Origin of the sequence: Chimaeribacter californicus (assembly GCF_002858675.1) — a bacterium.
GTDB lineage: Bacteria > Pseudomonadota > Gammaproteobacteria > Enterobacterales > Enterobacteriaceae > Chimaeribacter > Chimaeribacter californicus.
Map to the genome: position 1 here is coordinate 197,193 of NZ_PJZF01000003.1, position 24,189 is coordinate 221,381.

Below are 24,189 nucleotides of genomic sequence, written 5' to 3' on the forward strand. Positions count from 1 at the left end.
TGAACGGTTGTTAATAGCTGCTCCCCGGGTCGAGATACTGCTGCTGTTTCAGGTGGCGCATCAGCACCCTCCCCTCCGGCATAAACGCCGTGCCGTACCGCACCAGCCCCAACCCTTTCAGCTCAGCATCAATCGCGTACTCCAGATGGCCGGGAGCAGTCTGCGTTAACATCGACACCGACATCTTTTTCAGGCGCGGCTCATATTTCAGCAACACCGTTGAGAGCGTCTCCATCAATTGGTGCGCCGTGCCCGGCATCCCCTGCAGGATTTTACTCATGTCCGGCAGGCCGTAATCCGGCAGGTGGCTCAGCGCACCCGCCCGGCAGTTCAGGATGCGCTGCATATTGTCGAGCACCGAGAGGATGACCTGGTTCTCGTCACTGACCTGATGAAGGTCAAGCCCGCCGGTGAAATTGCCGAGCAGGGTTTCATAAAGAGACGGGCCATTATGTCCGTTGGGCATCATCTCTTCTCCGGCAGCAAAGTCAGGCTGTTACTGCCCGGCGCAATGATGCGCGGCGCATCCGGGTCGAGATCATCACGCGTCAGCACGCGCTTCCAGTGGTTTTTCTCCCTGTCCGGGTGGCGGAATAAGCCCACCACTGCCACATACTGCGCTTGTTCATCCATCGGCATGGTAAGGTTTGCATCCCCGCCGGGCTTCACTACCACCTCACGGGATGCCAACAGCTCGTCACCCAATGCCTGCTCGCCGCCATTGACCAGCTGTTCATAGACCGTTTTATCAAACGCTTTCCGGTCTTTCAGCTGGTATACCCGTATCATCAATGGTTCAGACAGGGAGCCGCTTTCGCGCGCGTCGGTGTTCAGCGCCTCACGGGCGGTAAAATCGAGGTGCAGGGTTTTCACCTGCTTGTAGAAAATGGATTTTGCGGCAGAGGCTGTGCCGTCGGTAATGCTCTGCGTCAGGCCACAGCCGGTCAACAACACCGGCAGCAACAGCAATGAAAATCGGTTAATTGAAGCGATATGTAACACGTCGGTTTCCTTTAATTGTAACGGCCCGCGGCAGTCCGCAGTAATGGCCGGGCACCACGGTAAACTCTGCAGGCACAGCGTGCGCGGGGCTCTCATCATCTGCCCCCAGCACACCCGTCAGCCCCAGCAGAAAATCGGCTTGCCCCAGTACCGGCTCTGGCAGCAGCGGCGTAGGCACCGTCAGTGTGATGCGCGCCTTATAGCGCCAGCCGAGATAGACCCGCAGCAGCACCTCAAAATCGCCATAGAGCTGTCCGTCCGGCAGCCAGGCCCGCGCTTCCTGCGCATCTTCGGTAAACAGGGCAATCAGCAACTGGCTATTGGCCTCTGTGGCTTCCTCACCCAGCACGGTGCAGCCATCCAGCAAAAAGCCTTCATCCCCCGAAAGCCCCATCGGCTGGTCAATCACGACCGGGCGCAGGCAGTGCGGGGTTACGACTGCGCGGGTTTGCGGAGCCAGCAGCCCTACCAGCGCCTGCACGCCTTCCGCAGTGCGGGCCTGCCGGCGCATGATGCCCAACAGCGCCAGAAAGCGGGATACCGGCGTGGCAACATGCTTATCTGTGCCGGGAATGCCCAGACCGATAAGCCCCAACAGGCTTTGTGAAATCGCGTCCTTTCCCCCTGCCTCGAAATTGGCCGGGTAAGCGTGTTTACGCCAGATTCGGTAAAACTGCGTCAGGATGCGATGGTTGAAGATGTCGAGGAACCCTTCCAGCGCCTCATGCCCTTCCCGTCGCTGGGTGATGTCATCGAGATACGAGGTCGGCAGCGGGGAATCCACGCCATACAGCCCCAGGAAGGTGGTGCGTACCGTGGGCGGCGCATCCGGCACATCGTCATCGTACTCCACCGCTTTCAGTTCGCTGACCGGAAAACCCATCCCCGGATGGGGCCGAAAGCGCACCGGGTCATCCGCCGGGTGGGTAGTGCTGCCGAGTGGTGGCCGTGCCGGTGCGCCCTTCTCCAGTAACTGACAGAAGCGGTAAAAGTTGATGCGTCCAATCTCTTTCGTCAGCCGCGCGGTCAGCCGGGGACACGTCGGTTGTGGTTCTCTTCCCATTCGAGGCGCTCTCCGGTTGGCTGAAGGATAATGATCAGGCGGTTAAATAAATGGATATCGGTGTAGAGGGCAAAGAAGCGGCTGAGCATTTCACCAAACAGGCAGATATCACCGTGGCCGGCAAAACCGTGGCTGTCGAGGGTAACCTCAATCTGCACGCCGCGTAGCAGATGCCCCTGCTCAAAGCGTTCAATTTCACTGTGCTTCACGTCGATAATGGCGGCCAGCCTGCGTCGGTTCATCTCATTATCTGTCCAGTCATACAGGGCCAGCGTGCCGCGCAATACCTCGGCGTTATCCATCATCCACAAAAAGCTGCTGCCCAGGTGGCTCAGCACCCGCCAGTGGAAACGGTCACGGTTCGGCGGGTAACACGGCAGCGTCGGCGCGCAGAGGTTGCGCACCCACACATTAATCGCCATGGTTTTCACCACCGTGTCCAGTACGGTGCTCTGCAGCGCCTTGCGCGGCAGTTGCCCATTAGTACCGGTCAGGCCCAGGCTCAGGTTCTCATTTTCCGGCACCGTGTGGTTATCAAAGGCCTCACCGCCCAGCACCAGCCAGGTGTCATGCAGCCCGGACGGGCCGCGCTTTACGCGGGTGTGGTAGTAGTATTCCGGTGCATCATGGCGCAGCATCCCACCTTTATGGCGGAAACTGGAGAACGGTACATACACCTGATGCCCGGAGTGGCGCGAAGAGATCACTGAGTCCACTGAATAGATCTCGGTATGGCCGTCCTGCACCCGCATCGGGCGCAGCAGGTAGTCGGTCTGCAACGAATCAAGGTGCAGCGGGTCGGATTCCAGTGCAAACAGGTTAATTACCGGTACACAGTGCAGGCGCAGATGTTTTTCTGAGAAGCTGAAATCATGTGCCCAGCGTTCCGACAGCACGATATCGATGTCGAACCCGCGAAGCCCGGCCGGCAATGTGATACTCTCCAGCCCGCGCAGCGTCACAAACATAAACTTCTCACGGAAGGTGAAATACTCCAGCAGCAGCTGGTAACCGCTGAAGCTGCCCGCATCCCTGGGCCACAGATTGTCCTGATCACTAAACCCCTGCGGAGAGAAATAGCCGTCGAGCGGCCGGCGATCCGTATCGCCTGAAAGCCGTATCCACATCCGGGCCGTATTCAGGGTGAGTGCCTCATGCAGGGCGCAAGCCAGCGGCGCATCCGCATTAAGATAGAGCGGCAGGTCGCCCAGCGTCATGTTGCCCCAGTCCGCCAGCTCCCCACACTCAATGCGCAGGCGGATAACCGATCGGCCATCCGGCTCCGTGCCGATACCCGCCCGGCTCAGTGACAACGGCAACAGGGTGATATCCTGCGTGGTGGTGTAGCGGCAGCGGGTCTGGCGCTCGCCCAGCGGACGGGAGAGCACCTCAAACCCCTGGGCCACGGCCATGCGCTCCTTCATCTCTCGCCAGTCCGGTGTAAATTCCACAATAGAGAGTGACGGAATAGTGCGCAGGTAGTGCGGCCAGAGCATGCTGACCAGCCCTTCGGTCAGTTCCGGTAAATCGTCGTCGAGTTTTTCGCGCAGCCGGCCCATCAGAAAGGCAAAGCCTTCAAACAGCCGCTCCACATAGGGGTCAGGCGCGCCGGCCTTGTCCATATTTAATCCGGCCGCCCGGTCAGGGTGGGCACGGGCGAATTCCTCGCCCGCTTCGCGCAGATAGCGCATTTCAGCGTCAAAATAACGCAGGGTTAAGTCGTCCATGGGCATATCATTTATCTTATTGAGTGAGTATTACGGAATCGGTGTATCATGATGAAGCTAACTATCAATTAAAAAATTATCTCTCATTATTTTCGGTGCCTTTTTCCTTTTCAGATATACGTTATCAAGCACGAAAATCAATGGTACTTGACTGAGTGAAAAACCCCACCCAGCTTATTAATAACAACTGGAGATAATAAAACCTAAACTTCTAAATAAACTTTACAGCTTCTTGTTTTCGAAAGAGAAGAGCCCCATGAAAAATTGATTCTATTGCTTTTATCGTATCATCCTGCTTACCTTCTCTATATAAGTCATTGCCGATATTATACTTTATGCTGTTATACTTTTCTCCAGGTCTACGCATGACACCCTACCCCAATCAGAAACCCGAAACTTGCCTTGCAGAATAAAGAATGGTGATAATTTAAAATGGATTTACTTTTACAAAAAAATTTTTCCGCTCATTTTTAAACGGTATTTTGTATATTTAATGCGCTAATCAATAATTTATCACCTCTTGTTTTTAAGCGTTAAATTTAATTTTTTAAAACAAAAATTTCCTGATATACTCCGGACTAAATCTTTACCTTCTTTAATAGAGATTTTAACCGCACAACTCCCTTCTTCTGAAGTTATATCAAATTCTTTATATCTCACAGCAGTAGCCTGGGAGCTTATTATATTTCCAATTTTCCAGCCAAGATACAATTTCCGATCTTTCATGGCGATATCGTAAAAAGTCAATGGGACTTTTGCTGATTTTCCTTTTTCTATCCTGACAGGATTCATAGAATCACTCGCCTCTTCTTCATTAGGCTCTACGCCATTTTCTCCAGTGCCAGAATAAAGGTAAATCACGTTATCTGTTTCGTTATCTATTATTACAAAAGGTCGACCATAACTTACTAACAAAAAAACAAAAATCGCAAAACAAGAAAATAACGCTATTTTTTTCATATTTACCTTGAAATATTCACAATAGTTTATTCACTTTAACATTCCAACACCAATGCGTATCCCTGGATTTTGGAAATCGGTTATCAGGTGTGGATTCAAGTGCATCAATAATATTCTGAAATGTAAGTTCCTCTGCAAATCTCCCTTTTGTTTTATATAATGAAAAACCTATTTTCATACTAGTAATATCATCTACTGTATCGTTCCCCATTGCTCCAGGGGTCATATTTTGCTCTAAAGATGAACCTGCTAAAAGAAGTGATTCAGTAAAACCAACACTAAGCCCTACATATCCATAGTGAATATTTGACCAAACATCAATATAATAATCATGATTTTTATATTTATGGTAATAAGTCTCTGATATTTGCCCACTATCAAGAGGGCGAACAACAGCTACACTTTTAAATTTATGTCTTATTGTTTGTTTATGATCCCAAATTGCACCTGTTTTAACCGTTTGATACCATAAGGTCATCGCAGCCAATAAGTTTTGTTCGGGCGGGGGCGAGGATTTTAAATACCATGGTAAATCATCCCATTCTTGATATTTTCTTTCCAAGGAATCCTTGTCAATAAGCTCTCTTATCCGCTCCGCTGTATCACCCCTGACATTGTTTTTAATTTCAGCAACAATATAATGCGCTATATCTGTAGCGCCATCACTATGATGGCACATTATTTTCTGATTATCTTCTTCTTTACTTTTAACGTTAACCGCGCTCGGTGCCGGTTCATCTTCAGGATCAGCCTTATTTTTATATGCAGCCTGAACAGCGTGCGCAGACTGCGCACGCTGTTCAGGTTCATTACTGCTTGCACCCGACGCTTTTTCATATGTATCTGTCAATATTGACGGCACAAGTCGCGCCTGGCACGGGCAGGTGCTTTTACTGTCCAGCGTGCCCGCTATTTTTCGCCCGAAAATCGTGTCGGTCTCTATGCCGCCCGCAATAAAAAATTTCCCGGCATATTGCCCGCAGGTGACCTGATCCCGCTCACGCGCCAGAGGCTTACCAAACAGCGTGTGGGTCGGCTCCCCTTCAATAATAATTCCACCGCAGGTGGTTCTGTCACCTTGTACCAGATAGTAACCTTTTGCCATCCTGTTCTCCTTAGTTGTCAATTGCACAACACGGCCGCGCGGGCCGGATCGAGGGCGATAAGCCCGGCGAGCAGGCTCTCCATGTCCGTGTTCAGGCGGGATTTGTCTGCGTCATTTCGCCCGGCTTTCATCCTCAGCAGCTTCAGCCGGCGGGCTTTGACCTCAAATAGCAGTTCCGGCTCCCACTGCGTAAGCGTCAGTGTGGCCGCGTTATCATCCAATTCCTCCAGCAGGTGCAGCGCCATCTCGTTTTTACCGTATTGCTCGGTGACGCGGGCCATCAGTAACCGCAGCAGCCACCGGTGGCGCGGGGTTACAGTACCCGGCCGGTGCTGTAACCAGCTCAGCGCGGCGTCAATACCGTCGCTGTCGGCCAGACTCAGCGCCTCAGCTTCCAGTTGCAGGATGTCGTCATCCCCCGCTGCAACGGTGGATGCCGCACGTTGCTCACCCCAGCCAGCTGAGGGCTCCATCACTTGCTGGTTGATCCAGTTCAGTGTCACCTCATCGGCAAAGGGGGTGCCGTCGTTCCAGGTCAGGCTCTCCAGCCCCGGCAGGCGGGTCAGCAGGCCGTGTAAATCCTGTTTAATGATCTCTGCCCAGCTGTCATAGGGCGCACCCGCCCTGCTCAGGGCCTGGTAGATATACCATTGCAAATCCAGCCAGATATGATTAACGCCCTGCGCAAACAGGCTGTCGGCCTGCTCCAGCAACTCCAGCCAGCTCTGTTGCAACCAGAGCCGTTTGAGCAGCGCCCGATGCTCCGGTTTTGGCGGCACCAGCCGGGTGCGCCCGTTTGCGTCAAGCGGCGGCAGTTCGTGCAACGTGTCCTGACGCACGCATTTCATCAGATGGTGACCGGAGAGCCAGCCCTGGGGCTGATCACGCAGGTAATTCGCCAGCAATTTCGCCTGCTCCAGCAACTCGCGCCCGGACGCAACCGGTTTTAGTGCTGGTGCATCCGGGAAGGCAGTGGGGATACTGTCAGCAGACCCGCTGTTCTGCGGAACTACGGCCTCCAGCCCACCGGATTGCATCAGCCGGTTTTCCAGCGCGGCATACAGGCTGCTTAATTGTGGGCGGGCGCTCTCTTCCCAGGCGGCAAGGCCCTGCTCAAGCAGCACCAGGGCGCCGGTCATATGCTTAAAATCCGCTTTTGCGACTTCCGGATAAAGTGACAGACTGTCCAGCATCCGGCTACCCGACAACCACTCCAGCGCTGCTTTACGGCTGTTAGCCCGCAATGGGTGCAGGGTGTCACCAAACTGTTGTACCAGCCCGGCCAGCAGCATCAGCCCCTCCGCCAGCCCCGCTTCCCCGTCGCGGTGCAGTCGCGCCCAGATGTAGTAAGTCGCGACGCGCACATCCTTGCTTACGGTGGTAAGCAGTTTTTCCGCCAGCTCACAGACCAGCGCCGTATCGGCACCGGTGAGTTTATTGACTTCTTCACGCATCTGCTGGAAGTCATCGTCATAGCCGGGATCATCACCGATGGGTGCGTCTGCCGTGACCGGCAGGAGCCAGCTCTCCCACTGACGGAGCTGCTGCCGCGCCTGCGGCAACAGAGCATCGGTATGGTACCGGCAGGCGGTAAGCAGGGTATTCAGCGTAGCCATAGGTTATTCTCCCTCTGTCTCGGCGATGTCCGGCAACAACGTATCCGGCAACGTGTCGTCAGCCGGCATCAGCGCGGCCGTTTCTATATGGAATATCTCTGCCGGAAGCGTGAAGTTACGCAACCTCAGCAGTGCCAGCGGGCCATCGCCCAGCGCGGTGCGCAGCAACCACTGCACCTGCCGGTTGTCCGGTGTGTTGAGGGTCAGCCGGTACAGACCGTCCCCCACTTTCTCCCGCCGGGTTTGTTCAAGCCAGCGAACACCTCCCCATGCGCCGCTGTAATCCGCAAAAAGACGTGCACCTGCATCGGTTGACGTCCAGGTCAGCATCGCGCCCGGTTTATTGATCACCCCCGGCCAGCGCAGGCTCTGCCACGACGGCAGCTGGTTAAAATAGTGCAGTATCTGGCCGTCAAGCGTGAGCTGTGTCTCCACGATGTCCGGCATCGCTACGCCCTGCATCTCAAAGCTGATGCCCTGGCTGCCGTCGGTAAACAGAATGTCGGACAACTGGCTCAGCTGGTTGATGGCTTTCAGGAACGCAGGGTTAAAGGTTAGCCCCTGACTGCTGGTTTCATCCGCTACCCATGTGCTGCCCTCTTTATGCAGCACACCCCCCAGTTGCGTGGTCAGGAAGCGGTCTATCCGCCCCGTATCCCGGCGGATAAACTCCGCCAGCATCGGCAGAGACACATCCGTTTTCCCGGCGGCAAACGGATAGCGCCCGGTAAAGGCCGATGCCCAGTTCGTCACCACCGCGCGCTGCCATACCTCGTTGAGGCTGGCTGCCGAAGGCTGGAGGACGGTTTCCCAGGCCTGGGACAGCGGCTGAACGAACATCGCCTGCCCGAAACCATTCCATTCTTCACCAAGGCTGGCGGCAATCAGGCTGCCGTACTCCTGGGTATCCGTCAGGTCAACGCTTTTGCCCTGGAACACCGTCTGCGCCAGCTGCTGCATCCTCGCCTGAGGATCAGGCGCGTTAGCCACCTGCTGGAGTTTCAGCCGCACGCGGGTCACGCGGGTGAGGTAGGTTTGTAAGCTGAGGGTGCTGTCGGCAGCCATGACCGTCTGCGTGCTGTTTTTGCCCATCAGCGTCAGCAACGGGCCAAAGGTGCTGTCCAGCGGCCCCGTGGGCCCGGCAGCGCGTTGGTCAATCACCGGTTTCTCTTCTTTACCCAGCAGGTCTTTGGCCGATTTCATCAATGATGCCGAAAGCGCCTCACGCTGCCGTCCGGCCTGCCCCTGGTACGCCAGCGTGTTCATCAGCGCGATCAGCGGTGACTGGCGGACATCACTCATCAGGGTGAGCTGATCCGTGACGTCAGAGAGGTTTTGCGCCGGGTTCCAACTCAGGCTGTTCAGAAAGCCCAGCCAGGCCCCCGCAAAATCGATGAAATAGCGCTCGGTGAGGCGGTTTTTCAGCGCCTCCGGCGAGATATCTGCAGACACGGATTTACGGTTATCGCTCAGCACCCAGTCAATCTCATCGCGCCGGGAGGCTACCGCCTTCTCAATCGCCTCTTGTATTCCCCCTTCCCACGCCTGACGGGTAAACATGCCGGGTACCACATCCTGTGTGGCGAACAGGCGGCGGGCATCGGTATCTCCGGTCATCGCCTCAAGGGTCATGTCCGCATAGTTGCGGTGCACCGAGACCAGCATATTTTCATACAGGGTGCTTTCCGCATTGCGCTGCCCGATTTGCTCCAGCAGCACCTGCCGTGCCTGATTCACCAGTGCTGCATCAGAGGTGATTTTCCATGATGGCCGGGACGGCAGGCTCTGCATATAAAAAGCCCACAGGTCGGGGGCGAGACTCTGCCAGAGGGCGGGCGAGAGGCCTTTACGCATCGGCTCCACGTTTTTCATCACCTGCGTGTAAAACGCTGCATCCGCTTTTTCCGGGCGCGTCATCATCAGGTAGGCTTTAAGCTGGTCGTAGCCCGGTTTTGCCCGTTGCGCACGCAGTGGGCTGTCCGGCGGCAGCGCGGCCAGTGTGTCGAGTTCGGCATGCAGACGTTGTGCTGCCACGTCACGTATCAGGCAATTATTCGCCGCGCCGTACCAGGGCAGCAGCGCCTGAAGCAGTTGCGGATTGTGGTTCAAACCAACACGCTGATACCAGGGTGCGCCCTCTTTTTCACGTTGTTGCAGACGCCCGATATCATTGCGCAGGGCGTGCAGCGCGATAAGCTGCTCATCGGTGAGTACAACGGCATGCACCAGTGGCTGTGCTTGCCTGGCAGCAGAGATAATCTGCTGGCGGTTCACCGCAAATGAGATGAGACTGCCCGCTGCCCACAGGGCCATCAACCCCAGCAGGGAGAGCCCGAGCGTGCGCTGCCACGGCAGCCCGACCCAGACACCGCGCGTCCCGGTGCAGTCTGCCAGCACTCCCCGCCAGATAGCCGGGGCCTCCCAGGCATGTTCATGCGGTCTCTCCTCCACAGCCTCCTTTTGCGGCAGCGGCAGGCTGAACATCAGCCCGCGCAGTGGAACACGTTTCAGATGCGTCGTCAGCCAGGGTGTCAGCAGCGTCTGCCAGCGGGCAATCTCTCTCTCTTCAAGACGTTGCCCGAGACGCAGCAGAAAATCGTGCGGTCGGCGGTCGCATACCTGTTGCATACCCTGCTCACGCAGCAATGGCAGCATCGCGGTGAGTTGTCCGCTTACGATCTCCGGGGTAGCGCGCGCCGGGAACAATGCCCCTACCGGTTGCACCTCCCGTTCATCCTGTGACCATTGGCTGTCACACACCTGCCACAGATAAACCGCCGGCTGGTAATGCAGCGCCGCTCCGATTTGCTCCAGAGTACGCAAGGCCGTATCCAGCACGGACGCATTCGCCTGTTCGTGCACGAGCGCCAGCACAATCCCATCCAGCGGACGGCTGCGGCGCAGTGTGCGCAGCCCGACCAGGCGTTCTTTATCTACTGTAGTTTGCGGGCTGCCGCCGTAAATCAGCACCGTGCGGTTGCCTTCCAGCCACTGTTTATCCTTCAGGCCGGGGGCAATGGCGGCAATGTGTGCCTCCTCCCCCATCACCAGCAGCAACCGGACTTTATAGCGCCAGAGCAGGTGGTAGCGGGTGCGGAGGTGGGATTTAATACCGTAAGCTAAAATATGGGATTGTTTAGGGGCTGACGTACCGGAATGTACATCTTCACCTGCTTTTTGAGTCACAAATTTTATGCGCTTTTGCTGAAATGACACCCCTGAAAAAAATAATGCTAAAAATAGCAATGTAGCCAGCATTATGTATAACCAAAGTTTTAGCTTTCCCTTTTCATCATCCCATCCAAAATACTCAGCATAAAAAAAACAAAATAAAGCCGCAGTGCTTCCAATCAAAATAACAAAAAGGAGTAAGCCAGAAACCCTCCATAAATTACCTTTCCCTATCACACTGACGCTCCTTCGTACCCTCTACAGGGCGTTACAATGTTGAAATTGATGCCATTTTTCTCGCCATGAGCAATCAATCTTATTTTTTTATCTCTTTCGACACATGATGCAGATAAAGACATAGCGGCCCATACATCCAGATTACCTAATGTGAGATCTAAGTCTGTTATTTGACATTTGCTGCTAGTGTTTTCTGAAACAAAAAAATTATTTAACTGCGAGGCCAGCTCACCACACATGCCCTCACATATATTACTCAAATAAAACTCTTCAGCACTCTTTGAAATGGGTTGATATTTAGTGAAATCATAAAGCCCATCACTTATGTTTATTTCATCAACAAATAGAGGTCGAAATAAACGCCCACTGTAAAACCCATAGTCATAAACAACACTTTCTTCATGGGTGAGAATAAAAATACAGCCACTTTCTGTGCCTATGTTCTGCACGTTACTTTCGCTTAGCAAGCGAACACTTATCACTATAATCATATTTTTCCGTGAATTATCTAATAGCAATGAAAATTGCTTGTGATAAGTATCTGTTGTAAAGACATAGCCAAATAATTTTTCTACAGGTAATCCCATTAGCTTCCAGCTTCGCTTAAAATCATCCCAGGATGTTAAGTCTGAATCTTTTATAAAAACCACATCAAAATCGAACAGCGGAGTGAGCTCTTGAAAACGGCCACGCAGAGAAAAAAGCAATTCTTGCAAAATAGTTTGGAATGTAACGGATTTAATATTGGATGGATCAAATGTAACTTCCTGTCCCTTGATCACCCGCTGATGTTCGCCAGTCAGTTTTTTAATTTTATTGATCTGACTGGGTAATAAGAGTTGATGGTCAACAATCAAAAGATATTTACTGCTCCAGGCCCTCCATTTCTTCTCAATTAATTCTGTTTCTTTTTCCCATGCTTCATGATGCACCAGGTCAAGACCATATTTATAGCAACGCAAAGAAAAAGCCGACAAGTAAGTCATTACAAGTAAAAATGATATAGTACACCAATACTTGTAAAAAAACTCATTTAGCGCCAGAGTTCTCATTAAGCCATAAAAAAGAAAAATAAAAGAAACCAGCATAAAAAAATAAATCGTCCAAAGCTTTTTATTTATAATAGAAACGTATTTTTTATTAATTACTTTCTGAATGGGCCACATTGAAAGCACCTTTCTTTACTTTAATTATAAATTGACATGCAAGAAATAATCTGGTTAATATTTCTCATCCCGGCAATCATTAATAATAACCTCCCAAGTTTTAGTATCTATTTCATCGGTTAATAAGCAGTAACTCATACTTGCATCTCGCCTCAAGTTATTAAAAATACTTTTAATCATACTATGCCGATAAAAATACGGGTGTTTGGTTAGTGCATGCATTCCAAATAGAATGAAATCATTTTCATTAAATAACACATCTACAGGGACTGAATGGAAAGCTAAAAGTAAAATCTGGTGGGATTGATTCTCAATAATCCTTTGATTTTGTCGGTATGTATTTCTATATCTTCGCATTACCCTATTAATATTAGATGTGTGTTGAATTTTTTCCCAGCTATGGGAACTTAATGAAAGGGAATAATTCATTTGCCGGAAACCGGTGTAACCTCCTGCTTTACTGCTTAACCTTCCATCGCCATCAATATAATACCAACGTTGTACGGAGCCCAGCAATCGGGATTGTTGCCACTCATCCAGTACATTTAAAACGACATCGATAATAGCGGCATCAAAAAATCGCAATAAAAACTCACCTTTACCTGCCACCCTTTGTATGGCTGTCGATGAGATATGCTCTGCGATATACTCAATATCATTTGGTGTACTTAGCCAGGCACAGATAGCCCGACCTTTTCCTGCTTCAAGAGCATCAGGGTCAACCTCATTCATGGCAATATCTATGCTTAAATTAAAAAACGCAATATCTTCTTTATAGTTTAAATTTATTGGGATCAACCAGAGCTCCAATGCACCGGATAACTCAGGGTGATCAAAATTTACCTTATAGAGATTTTTTCCTATCAGGCCATTCCATAATCCATCTTCTTTACGCATATTTCCTAAGCTTGGATCTACCAGTAACAGGCATTGCCCTCCTTCAATGATAATTTTCTCTGATAATTCTTTTTTGATTTCCTCTGAACGTTTTGCAACAGCGCTTTCTGTATAATTAAAGTTAACAAAAAACAATAGACACCCCCGTATAATCAGTAATAGACATTTTTAATAGTAATACCAATACTCAAAGGAGCCTGCCCATTTACTGGTAGGCCGCAGGGGTTTATCTTTACGTTTAGGGGAATACCATTTCCCTTGCCTTTTAAGCCTACGCTCATGTCTTGCGGTAGTTTTATTTAAATCAATCTTCTCAGGAGACGCCCACCCCATAGTGCGGAAAATATCTTCTGCCAGTTTACAGGTGGTTGGCGCGTAGGCTTTGTAAGCGGAGATGGCAATGACTATTGCGATAAGGGCGTAAATTACCATGGCAATGGCCCATAACTCGCCATAATATTGCATATTAAACAATTCACGCAACGCTGTTAAATAATCACCGTCAATAACTGAAGACATACCAAAACAAAAAAGCATCATAAAAAATAAGAACAATATAAACATATATTTTACACGCAACCAGCCATAGGCATAACGGCCCATTTCACACTCAGGACATACGGAGATGATTCGCTCTGCCGGGTAGGCTATGGCATAGACCTCATAGTGGTCTGTCTGCCACTCCGCCACCATCTCTACCTCATCCCCTGCTTTCAGGTCTGTCATACCCACCCAGCCCCGGAACGGCATGCCTTTTATCTGACCCTGAATATAATCCGCGGTGCTCACCAGCGGCTTGTCCTCTGAGGCCAGCAGTGCCCCCAGGGCCGGGCTGCCTGCCAGGCGCTGGGCATCACTGGCGTTGGGCAAGGGGTTGGTGCGGTAGAAGTCCACCTCAAAATCAGCCTGGCAGCGCTGACGGCTGAAGGCCTCCAGTTCCCCGGTTATTTTGCAGAGTCCGCAAATAGGCGGTAATACCGGCGGCGGCGGGAGCGCCATTAAGCGAGCGGATGCTTCTTGATACTCAGCTTCCCGCATCGCGATCCTTTCCAGAGTTGCGTCGGGGATATTTTTACGATATCTGTTTTGTGCTCCCTCCCACATATCTTTCTTATTTTGAACTTCTTCCTGTAATTGACGCAAATTTACCGGCTTCTCCCCTCTCATAATACTTCCTTAATAGCAGTATTCAAACGTTCCGCTTGTTCACTATAACCAAGATATAAAGGCTCTGAACCAAAATAACATTGGCGGCACCAGACTTGTAATTCGTTATCAGAAATCCAGGTAATTATTACCTGAAGAAAAATTAATACAACAGCGAACTCCTAGGTCAAGAGGATCACTAACACACGTACTCCCAATATATTTTTAGCAATTAATAGTAATACCAATACTCAAATTGCCCCGCCCATTTACTGGTAGGCCGCAGGGGTTTGTCTTTACGCTTAGGGGAATACCATTTTCCTGCCCTTTTAAGCCTACGCTCATGTCTTGCGGTACTTTTATTTAAATCAATCTTCTCAGGAGACGCCCACCCCATAGTGCGGAAAATATCTTCTGCCAGTTTACAGGTGGTTGGCGCATAGGCTTTGTAAGCGGAGATAGCAAGAACAGCACACATCATAAAGTCAATGATAAATATGATGCTCCACATTTTACCATGATTACCTTTACTTAAATCAAGGATATATAACATACCTTCCAGGTAGGTGTTGCCATTAAAGAAAGGAAGGATAAATAAAGGAATAGACACTAAGAACATAACGAGAATAAACATATACTTTACACGCAACCAGCCATAGGCATAACGGCCCATTTCACAGCGCGGACATACGGAGATGATTCGCTCTGCCGGGTAGGCTATGGCATAGACCTCATAGTGGTCTGTCTGCCACTCCGCCACCATCTCTACCTCATCCCCTGCTTTCAGGTCTGTCATACCCACCCAGCCCCGGAACGGCATACCTTTTATCTGACCCTGAATATAATCTGCGGTGCTCACCAGCGGTTTATCCTCTGAGGCCAGCAGTGCCCCCAGGGCCGGGCTGCCTGCCGCCATGGCGGCGGCCCCGCCTGCCAGGCGCTGGGCATCACTGGCGTTCGGCAAGGGGTTGGTGCGGTAGAAGTCCACCTCAAAATCAGCCTGGCAGCGCTGACGGCTGAAGGCCTCCAGTTCCCCGGTTATTTTGCAGAGTCCGCAAATAGGCGGTAATACCGGCGGTGGGGGAAGCGCCATTAAGCGAGCGGCAACTTCCTGATATTCAGCTTCCCGCATCGCGATCCTTTCCAGAGTTGCATCGGGGATATTATTACGATATCTGTTTTGGGCTCCCTCCCATATATCTTTCCTATTTTGAACTTCTTCCTGCAATTGACGCAAATTTACCGGCTTCTCCCCCCTCATAATATTTCCTTAATAGCAGTATTCAAACGTTCCGCTTGTTCACTATAACCAAGATATAAAGGTTCTGACCCAAAATAACATTGACGGCACCAGACTTGTAATTCGTTATCAGAAAACCAAGAAATTATTACTTGCAAGAAAATTAATATAGCAGAGAATTCCCATGTCAAAAATATGGCTAACACACGCACTCCCAATATACGAAATGCCAAAAGTTTGGTGATATTTTCTGCAGAACCTGTTAGACCCACTGCCCCCAGAAACATGCCTACATATTTAACAGTTCCCAGCCCATCAGCTCCCATTTTTAATGTATAGAAGCAAACGAATCCAAAGCGATTTTTTTCTATTTCCTTGTTAAATTGGTTTAAATCAATTATGGTACTAATCGCTGAAGCCGCCCCGCCCATAAAAGCGCCTAATCCCTTAACCAGCCCTATAGTCCGCGCGCCGGCACTCTCTCCTTTCTCAAGCGCAGGCAAAACGATATCACTTACCTGGTAGACCATTGTCATGCCGCTGGCCAACAGTGTCGCCTGGCTTTTAATGTCCCCTTTCGTTTGACTGTAAAGATAACCAAAGTCCAGGGCGTTAAAAAACAGCATCACCAGCCCAATACGAGAATTTTTTATAGCTGCACTACCCTCCTCTTTTCCCGAAAAGTCATTCCAAGTTTTTGTTATTTTCTGATATTTTGCCATCTTCTCTTGATTCACCTCCATAAACCCTTTGCTGGCTTTTATTTCCTGTAATAACGATGCCCGATAGGCCGCCCCCTCTGTCAGCTGGGCATTAAGCAGGTTGGTCACATGCTCCGGCGGTACACCGGCCCGCAGGGAAAAAATCATTTTGAACACCATTTCATTAAAGCTGTCCAGCTTGCCGCCAAAATTCTTCAGGTTAAAAATCCGGTCGCCGACTGACGACATAAACCCGTCCATCTGATAAAGCTGTCTGTCCACCCAATGGGCATCATCAGGCAACGCTTTCGCCAGCTCTTTACTGGCCTTCTGATAAAAGCTTGTGTATTTCTTCAGATTCCCGGCCTGAGAGAGTGCCAGTGCCAGTGTTGTGGGTATAATAGGTGAATGGTCGTCTTTTTTACTCTTAGCCTGTTGTAATAACAAATCCAGCTCATTGATTATCGCCGGGTCGTTAGCGGCCACCGCACGCCACAACAGATTTGTGCAATCGGCGGCGCTCAGCCCGTCACGCCAGCTCTCTATTAACGCTTGCCCACGTGGCGTATTGCCGATGCCGCAAATCGCCTTAGTCACGATAGACTGATAATTGATCCCGTCATTGAACTCTTCAGAATGAAAATCTTCCAGCGTGGTAATAAACAGGGGCGCAATCAGCCAGTTCAACAGGCTGCCGCTTCGTTGCTCATAGATGGTTGCGATATCTGTGCAGAGCTGTTGATAGCATTCCACAAAATCTTCACGTCGGGCAGTATCAAGCAGGGCAGCGTAAGGCTCCCAGCTTTTTGCTCTCTGCCGGTCACCCGCCTTCTGGTAGCCGCTTTCCCTGGCTGCCATCTCCTGCTGAACCTGCTGTTTTAATCGTGCGACCTGTTGCCGGTGTTGCGCCAGAGGCTCCATAGGCATGCGGATAAGTTCATTTGCATAATCTTCATCAACATTTTCCGCTCCCCACTGCTCCAGCAAATCGCAGTCACTCATCGCCTGTTGCAGCAGTTCCGGCTGATCCTGGTAACGCCGACGCAAAGCGGTTCGCCGAAAAGCGCTTGTTTCCGGATTGGCATAAAACTTCCCTTCTCCCATCCGGGTGCGAAGCCTGTCGAGTTTGTTTTGGGCTGCATCGCTTAAAAGTGCCTGTATTAACTCCAGATCCCGGTGCGTTTTCAGGTCAAGATCACGTTCAAGCGCAAATTGTGCCTGACGACCCAGCACATCCATTCCCCAGCCGTTAAGTTCATGAGCGATACCCACGGCATCCCACAGGGGGATAAGCATGGGGGAACACCCTTCACCGCAACGGCTTTTCATCTTTTCAGCCGTCACACTATGTTTACCCCGGCGCCCTACAGACCACGGGTAAAGCGTCGACCAGCTGTTCAACAGTGTCTGATTCACACTGTATTTATTAGTGGGAGAGCCCGTTTGAGTCAGGTTAGGCGCTGAACTCAGGGTGTGCTTTGCTTCGGATTGCTGATCCGGCATCAGGCCGGAAAAAGCGATATCCTGATAATCCAGTACTGCTTTTAAAGAGTCTGCCGTGGCTATTGTCACCCCTTTACCGGTGGGATTTTTTGCCCAGACGGCCGGCTGAATTTTTTGCATACGTTGACTACGTGCGGATTGGTCATTTTTATAACGATCCAGCGTGGTGTTACTCCATTTGAACTGGCTGTAGGCGAGCCACACATCACCACATTTTTCCGGAGAGCCAATACAAAAAAACTCTACCATGCTGCCGTCATGCTTTTGTGAATAACAAGCAGTTGAGGTAATTTCCAGGGGATGGGTTGCCGAATATTGAAGCCATAGCGAACCATCCTGGGCAATACTGAAACATTGCCAGTACTGAATACCCAGTGCGCCCTTTTCATAAAACAGATACAAATAGCCTTGCCGCAAAGCACGTAAGGCATATTGCTCATCATTTTCCAATTCTATATCTGTAATTGTGGGATCTTGAGCCCAACCGGGCAGTGAAGAGGAAATAGGCTTAGGCACAACAGCATAACGCACGGGTAAAATAGCCAGCCCCGTTGAAGTACATTCATTATTACAAGCCATGAGTTAATCCTTGCGCCTCGTTTATTACGCTGACTCAACCATTGAAATATTTGGTTTGTGCATAAACTTTATGATCGTTACAACCACATAAAACACGATCCTGATCTTGTACCAGTTTTGTTTCCCCATCTATCCAGGCTTGTGCAGTTCCATTAATAGGAAATGCACCTTTACATTTACTGCATGAAGCAAGATCACCTGATTTCACGATGACTCTGTCTTCATCAACAAATGCAGAAGTCGCTGAAATAATGCTTCCATAGGTGGTTTTATCACCTAACGCTGCCAGTCTCTTGGTCGGCATGAGTATTTTCCAATCAGATAAATTACGAAGAAAGGGTTACAGAGGGATCTTGTGCTTGCGCAGCTTTAATTATTCCTGGTTTACACCCTGTAGGGAGTTTTACTGCGTTTTCCAATGTGTCCGCCCCCATCCGCTGTATAACAATGCATTTCATTGTGACATTCTTAGCAGTGCCTAACTCAATACCTCCTTCGCTAAGACGGATATAAGAACCGCCGCAATTAAGAAGAAGTTCTGTTTGTGCTGTGACTAATACCCTATTCTTCTGGCTGGCTATGGTAAGCTGCTTTTCAGCGAGCAAATCTAATGCATCACTTTGTGCCTGAATTTCTATTTTTCCAGCTGTCGCAAACATTTTGATGCCCATTCGGTGGGCAAACAGGCTTAATGCTTCACCCACGGCGATCCGGAATTTTTTAACTATGCTGAAATCGGCATCACTTCCTGCGGTTGCTATTAAATTTTCCTTTGCCGATAACTGAACGCTTGCCGGTGTCACCATGGCAATCCCAGCGGGTGCCGACATGAGCAAAGCCTGCTGTTTCAGGTTCGCCAGGGTCGTATTCATCAGCTCTGTTTGCTTTGTTAAATCCGCAAGTTCAGCTTCTGCCGCTTCTGCGGCATGCCTTAACCCTGCCGTTACCTGGCGCGCTGCCTCCAGCTCCGTTAAGGCCGCCTCCATCTCCAGTACCTTACCCTGCGCCATGGGCTGCGCATCCGCGCTGATAAACAGCCCCTTCCCGGCGCGTATCGTGCCGTAGCTGTCGGTTCGCAGCTCAAAGCCCTCGCCGCGCGGCTGCCGTTCACTGTCCACCAGATACCCGAGGTTCAGCTGGCTTTTGCCGCCGTACTCGGTGGCGAGCTTGATGTGCTCCTGCCCGCGGGTGTCGTCGAGCCGCAGTTTGTTGTTGGCCGGGGTGCGCAGGACGTTGCGTTTGTAGTTGCGGATGGTGACGTGGTCGGGGTGCGAAGAGTCGTGCAGCACGCCCGCGAGATAGGGCCGGTCAGGATTGCCGTCCTCAAAGCCTATCGCCACCTCGGTGCCGGCCAGCAGCGGCAGGTGCAGGCCATAGGTGTCGCCTGCATAAGGGCGGGACTGGCGCACCCACAGGCTCTCTTCGCCTGCGGGCCAGGCTGCTCGGTCAAACAGCAGGGTGACTTTGTAGCGCCCGTGTTTGTCGATATGGCCGTAGAGGTCGTTGGTTTTGGTGCTGGTGACCCGCGCCGGTAAGGTGCCCGCCATCTTCGGCCTGGCGATGAGCGGGGGACGAAAGCCGTATGCCTCTGCGCAGGGTATCGCCGTTATCGTCACCTCAAAGCTTTTATCCCGCCGGGCGGTGGCGGTGAGCGCAGTAATCACCACGCCCCGGCGGAAGGCGTCCGGGACGCCCAGGCCGCCGGTGACCGTCAGTCTCTGTCCCGGCGCAATACCGGCACAGCTGGTGACCGCCGTGAGCTGCGTCTGCGCATTCAGGTAGCGCTCATGGTGGATACGGGCATAAAACGCGCCGCTCTCGGGGGCCGGGTTATGCCCGGCGGCCCCGGCGGTGAGGTAGTTATCGGCGTAGTGGTAAGCTTCGCCGTAGGTGGTCGCCTCCCCGTGCGTCACCTCTGCCTGCGCACTCAGGTCATCGGCGGCGCAGCGGTAGTTGTAGTCGCGGGTGCTCACTGACTTCTCCACCACCCGGTGCGCGCTGACCAGGTCCCATACCGACTCTACCCCCACATCATGCATCCCCGAAGGCGGTACCGCGGGCAGGGTGACGCCCGGCTGGTAATGGCACGGCTCATCACAGAACTCCACCACATCGATACTGAGCCGGGTGTTGGGGGTAAAGCGGAACCAGATACCCACCTCTGCCAGCAGGCGCGAGATAAAGGTCAGGTCATCCTCACCATACTGCATCACCTGCTCGCGGCGCGGGTATTCGCGGGAAAGCGTGAACAGAAAGTCCTGCCCGCGCATGTCATGGCGCTCACGCAGAATTTTCTCCACAATCTGCGGCACCGACATGTCCTGATAAATCGCGTTCTGGTGGCTGCGCGACAGCAGCGCCAGCCGGGGCTGCAGCGCGAGCTCATACTGTCCCTCATCTTTGGAGGTGGCGAGCTTCGTAAAGCCGGTCACCACCCCCTGCACCACCCGCACCGGTTGCATCACGCGCACCCCAAACCCCCGGTCCACCGGGGCCTGCAGGGTCAGGGTGCCGTCCTGCAGCAGAAAGGCCGCCGGGTCGAGGGCTTTATCCGTGCAGGTAAAGGTGAGGCGGTAGCAGAAGGGCGTGCTCAGCGCCTCCTCTGCGGTCAGACCCAGGATATCCAGCTCGGCGGTGCAGCCGCGCACGCGAAGCAGATGGTGGCGATGGTCGAAGAAGATGGCGGGGGTGGTTTTCATTTTATAAGCCTGTATCGCAGATAATAAAAATAGCGAATTTTAATTTACTGAAAAAAAAGATTTAGAAGCTTTGAGAGTCAAAGTAAAATTACTTATTAACCAGTACATAAATCATCATCAATAAGGTAATGGGGTTTAATAAAATCATAAGCGATCACCTAATGACATGTTAACCATTGATAGATATCGATTTTACCGCCCCAGTTATCTGCTGCTTTTACATTAAAAACATCCTAATAATGACCGCCAATTCCGTACACAGTCACGTTATGCCCCTGGACTGAAAACAAAACACGATCTCCTTGCGTTAACCGAATTGAACATTTGTTTCCAGTAAGTTTTTCATAGTGTAAATCACCTACTTTTTTTGCCGAATCAGAAGGTGACATCCCTCTGTCTCTAATTAGTCTTCGCCATTCATAATATTTCTTCATTCCGGCAGGATGAACCGCCCTGCTTTTACCTGACTGATAAGCTTTACTTGCTGCATCGTCATTAAATATGTACCCCATACTTCACCTCATTAATTTATTTCACACAAGGACCCAGGCGGGACCTAATAAACCCGCATGCATTTAAAAAACCAGTCTTTGACCTGCCATGAGATCGCCAAATAAAGTATGTCGTAACATTCATGTTGATGACTTTATTACATCAAACTGCAGCATAATCCCCTCGGTCTCACTCCAGCCCAGGGTCAGGTGGGTGATAGGCTGCTGTGCTGCCCGGCGTTGCAGCAGCTGCTGGCTCAGCACCGGTAAGATCTGCTGGTTGAGCAGGCTGTTGATATTGCGCGCGCCCGTGTCCGGCAGCAGGCAGGCGTCAACCAGCGTGTCATACAGGCTCGCCTCTATCGTGCAGTGCAGGCCGTAGTGACGGTTCAGGCGGCCGGCCACCTGAGTAAGCTTCATCGCCACAATAGTACGTAATGCGGTGGCGCTCAGCGGGCGGTAAATCAGCGTCTGGAAGCGTGCCAGCAGCGCGGGCTGGAAGTGTTCACGGAGTACCGGGTGCAGTAATTCGTGCAGCTCGCTGTCGGTGGCTTCCGGCTGCTCGTCGAGCAGTTGCATCAGGGGGTCGCTGCCGAGGTTAGCGGTCATCAGAATCACCGTGTTGCGAAAGTCAATCTCCCGTCCTTCGCCGTCACGCATAACGCCGCGGTCAAACACCTGGTAAAACAGGTTCAGCACGTCGCGGTGCGCTTTCTCAACTTCATCAAGCAGCACCACGCTGTAGGGGCGCTGGCGCACCGCCTCGGTGAGAATGCCGCCCTGGCCGTAGCCGACATACCCCGGCGGGGAGCCCTTGAGCTGGGAGACGGTGTGCGCTTCCTGGTACTCGGAGAGGTTGATAGTAATCAGCGACTTTTCGCCGCCGAACAGGCTGTCGGCCAGCGCCAGTGCGGTCTCGGTTTTCCCGGTGCCGCTCGGGCCGACCAGCAGGAATACGCCCAGCGGGCCGCTCTCCGGCGTCAGGCCGGTTTTCGCCGCCCGCAGGCGCTGCGCCAGCCCGGTCAGCGCCGCGTCCTGCCCCAGGACGCGGGCGCCCAGCTGCTGTTCGAGGTGCAGCAGGTCAGTCTGCTCATCTTTCAGCAGGCTCGACAGCGGCACGCCGGTCCAGTCCGCTATCACGCCGGCCACGGTGCGCACATCCACATCCAGGGACAGCAGCGGCGCACTGCCCTGTACGTCCCTCAGTTGCTGTTGCAGCTCAGCCAGCCGGGCAACGTCAGCAATGTCCTGGCGGGCCTCAATAATAAGGCGGGTCAGGCGCTGCTCTTCGTGATACTGCTGTTGAAGGCGCTGCTGCTCTGCGGTCAGCATTGTGCGACGCTGCTCAATCTCCTGCAGGCGGGTCGAGCCCATATCCGGCAGCATCACCAAATCCTGCTCAATCGCCTGTTGCTCCAGCAGCAGGGCGGCCAGCTCGGCGTGAAGGGCCGTCAGTGCATCCGGCAGGGTATCGAGGCTCATACGTACCCGCGCGCCGGCGGTGTCGAGCAGGTCGACGGCTTTGTCCGGCAGCTGGCGGCCGGTGAGGAAGCGGCGGGAGAGCGTCACGGCCGCGGTGATGGCCGCATCCCGGATATGCACGCCGTGGTGCTGCGCATAGCGCGACTTCAGCCCGCGCAGCATCAGACAGGCGGCCGCATCATCCGGTTCATCCACGCTGACCCGCTGGAAGCGGCGCTCCAGTGCGGCGTCACGCTCAAAATACTGTTTGTACTCGCTCCAGGTGGTCGCCGCAATGGTGCGCAACTCACCCCGCGCCAGCGCCGGTTTCAGCAGGTTGGCCGCATCCGCGCCGCCCGCCTGGTTGCCTGCCCCGATAAGGGTGTGCGCCTCATCAATAAACAGCAGCACCGGCACCGGCGACTGCTGCACGGCATCAATCACATTTTTCAGCCGCTGTTCGAATTCCCCTTTTACCCCTGCCCCCGCCTGTAACAGGCCGAGGTCCAGGGTACGCAGGCTCACGGGTTTCAGGCTCTCCGGCACGTTGCCTTCGGCGATGCGCAGCGCCAGCCCCTCGACCAGCGCCGTTTTCCCTACACCCGGCTCGCCCACCAGAATCGGGTTGTTTTTGCGCCGCCGTGAAAGGATGTCTATCATCTGGCGGATTTCGCTGTCGCGGCCGAACACCGGGTCAATCTGCCCGGCACGCGCTCTGGCCGTGATATCCAGGGTGAATTTGTCCAGCGCCGCCTGCAGGGCCTCGCTCAGACCCGGTTCAGCACTTCCCGCCGCGTTTTGCTTTGCTTCCTCCAGCACGGGAACGGCCTGAGTCAGACGCGCCTGCTGTTGCCGTTCGGGCCGTTCGTCGGACTGCGCATCCAGCAGCGGCGTCAGACGGGAGAGCTGGGCGGCGCTCAGGCTGAACAGTGGCCAGGCGCCCTCACAGTGCAGCAGCAGGGGCTGCGTTATCAGCGCCTCCAGCAGATGCACGCTGCGGATAGTCTCTGCGCCGTGCTGCAAGGAGGCCGTGAGCCAGGCGGCCTGCATCAGCGCCTGTAACGCTTCTGACAGCTGCGGGCGGCTCTGCACCGAGCGCGGCAGCGCGTCGAGGTGCGCCAGCAGGCTCTGCCACAACGCGTCCATATCCCACTCATAGCGACGCGCCAGCACCGTGATGTCGCCTTCCCCCAGCTCCAGCAGCTTGAGCAGCCAGTGCTCGATGGTCACGGCGGCATGGGCGCGGGTGCGGCACAGCGTGGCCGCTGCCTCCAGCGCCCGGGCGCAATAGGGGTTTAAACGACGAAGTAATACGGCTTGCTGCTCCATGCTCTGCTCCTTGTTGGGTACGCTACCGCCCTTCGCTGTTAACCAAAGCGCATAAGGCCGGTGTCCGGGACTGTGGTGCTGTTTTGGTTTTGCGGT

General features: G+C 52.8%; 17 protein-coding genes. All 17 read right to left on the reverse strand.

Annotated elements, in window-relative coordinates:
• Nucleotides 1-10: 10 nt before the first annotated feature.
• The 17 genes from tssE to tssH all read right to left on the reverse strand — a co-directional run bounded on the left by tssE (nt 11) and on the right by tssH (nt 24,093).
• Nucleotides 11-466 carry a type VI secretion system baseplate subunit TssE gene (gene tssE / locus CYR55_RS05890; RefSeq protein WP_101815304.1) on the reverse strand — a complete coding sequence of 152 codons (456 nt, stop codon included), beginning with the start codon at nt 464-466 and terminating at the stop codon, nt 11-13.
• Entirely contained in the window at nt 466-1,002 is a 537-nt protein-coding gene (gene tssJ, locus CYR55_RS05895) for a type VI secretion system lipoprotein TssJ (RefSeq protein ID WP_241522090.1), read from the reverse strand. Before tssJ ends, tssE begins: the two co-directional genes overlap by 1 nt.
• Nucleotides 980-2,065, reverse strand: coding sequence for a type VI secretion system baseplate subunit TssG (gene tssG / locus CYR55_RS05900; protein ID WP_101815221.1), 1,086 nt, complete (start codon nt 2,063-2,065; stop codon nt 980-982). The genes tssJ and tssG overlap by 23 nt, the downstream gene beginning before the upstream one ends.
• Nucleotides 2,029-3,792: a type VI secretion system baseplate subunit TssF gene (gene tssF, locus CYR55_RS05905; RefSeq protein WP_101815222.1), complete on the reverse strand. Its 1,764-nt coding sequence runs from the start codon at nt 3,790-3,792 to the stop codon at nt 2,029-2,031. The genes tssG and tssF overlap by 37 nt, the downstream gene beginning before the upstream one ends.
• Before the next feature lie 513 nt (nt 3,793-4,305).
• Nucleotides 4,306-4,752, reverse strand: a complete 447-nt coding sequence (locus CYR55_RS23290) for an immunity protein TsiR (RefSeq protein WP_146000953.1) — start codon at nt 4,750-4,752, stop codon at nt 4,306-4,308.
• A 16-nt stretch (nt 4,753-4,768) separates the two neighbouring features.
• Nucleotides 4,769-5,857 carry a polymorphic toxin type 44 domain-containing protein gene (locus CYR55_RS05910; protein WP_101815223.1) on the reverse strand — a complete coding sequence of 363 codons (1,089 nt, stop codon included), beginning with the start codon at nt 5,855-5,857 and terminating at the stop codon, nt 4,769-4,771.
• 17 nt (nt 5,858-5,874) lie between these two features.
• Nucleotides 5,875-7,473 (reverse strand): type VI secretion system protein TssA, encoded by a 1,599-nt coding sequence (tssA, locus tag CYR55_RS05915; RefSeq protein ID WP_101815224.1) that lies wholly within the window; start codon nt 7,471-7,473, stop codon nt 5,875-5,877.
• A gap of 3 nt (nt 7,474-7,476) precedes the next feature.
• Nucleotides 7,477-10,731 (reverse strand): ImcF-related family protein, encoded by a 3,255-nt coding sequence (locus tag CYR55_RS05920; protein ID WP_101815225.1) that lies wholly within the window; start codon nt 10,729-10,731, stop codon nt 7,477-7,479.
• A 146-nt stretch (nt 10,732-10,877) separates the two neighbouring features.
• Nucleotides 10,878-12,047, reverse strand: a complete 1,170-nt coding sequence (locus tag CYR55_RS05925) for a hypothetical protein (protein ID WP_101815226.1) — start codon at nt 12,045-12,047, stop codon at nt 10,878-10,880.
• Between the two features lie 54 nt (nt 12,048-12,101).
• Nucleotides 12,102-13,079: a DUF4123 domain-containing protein gene (locus CYR55_RS05930; RefSeq protein ID WP_146000954.1), complete on the reverse strand. Its 978-nt coding sequence runs from the start codon at nt 13,077-13,079 to the stop codon at nt 12,102-12,104.
• Between the two features lie 33 nt (nt 13,080-13,112).
• Complete coding sequence (locus CYR55_RS05935; RefSeq protein WP_101815228.1) at nt 13,113-14,111, reverse strand: putative type VI secretion system effector; 999 nt, start codon at nt 14,109-14,111, stop codon at nt 13,113-13,115.
• 211 nt (nt 14,112-14,322) lie between these two features.
• The gene (locus CYR55_RS05940; protein WP_101815229.1) at nt 14,323-15,351 is read right to left on the reverse strand and encodes a putative type VI secretion system effector; all 1,029 of its coding nucleotides are present in this window, start codon (nt 15,349-15,351) and stop codon (nt 14,323-14,325) included.
• Entirely contained in the window at nt 15,348-18,113 is a 2,766-nt protein-coding gene (locus CYR55_RS05945) for a T6SS effector BTH_I2691 family protein (RefSeq protein ID WP_146000955.1), read from the reverse strand. The genes CYR55_RS05940 and CYR55_RS05945 overlap by 4 nt, the downstream gene beginning before the upstream one ends.
• 34 nt (nt 18,114-18,147) lie before the next feature.
• The gene (locus tag CYR55_RS23295; protein ID WP_146000956.1) at nt 18,148-18,417 is read right to left on the reverse strand and encodes a PAAR domain-containing protein; all 270 of its coding nucleotides are present in this window, start codon (nt 18,415-18,417) and stop codon (nt 18,148-18,150) included.
• Between the two features lie 22 nt (nt 18,418-18,439).
• Nucleotides 18,440-20,812, reverse strand: coding sequence for a type VI secretion system Vgr family protein (locus CYR55_RS05950; protein WP_101815231.1), 2,373 nt, complete (start codon nt 20,810-20,812; stop codon nt 18,440-18,442).
• 233 nt (nt 20,813-21,045) lie between these two features.
• Complete coding sequence (locus tag CYR55_RS05955) at nt 21,046-21,324, reverse strand: hypothetical protein (RefSeq protein WP_101815232.1); 279 nt, start codon at nt 21,322-21,324, stop codon at nt 21,046-21,048.
• A gap of 120 nt (nt 21,325-21,444) precedes the next feature.
• Nucleotides 21,445-24,093 carry a type VI secretion system ATPase TssH gene (tssH, locus tag CYR55_RS05960; RefSeq protein WP_101815233.1) on the reverse strand — a complete coding sequence of 883 codons (2,649 nt, stop codon included), beginning with the start codon at nt 24,091-24,093 and terminating at the stop codon, nt 21,445-21,447.
• Nucleotides 24,094-24,189: the final 96 nt, after the last annotated feature.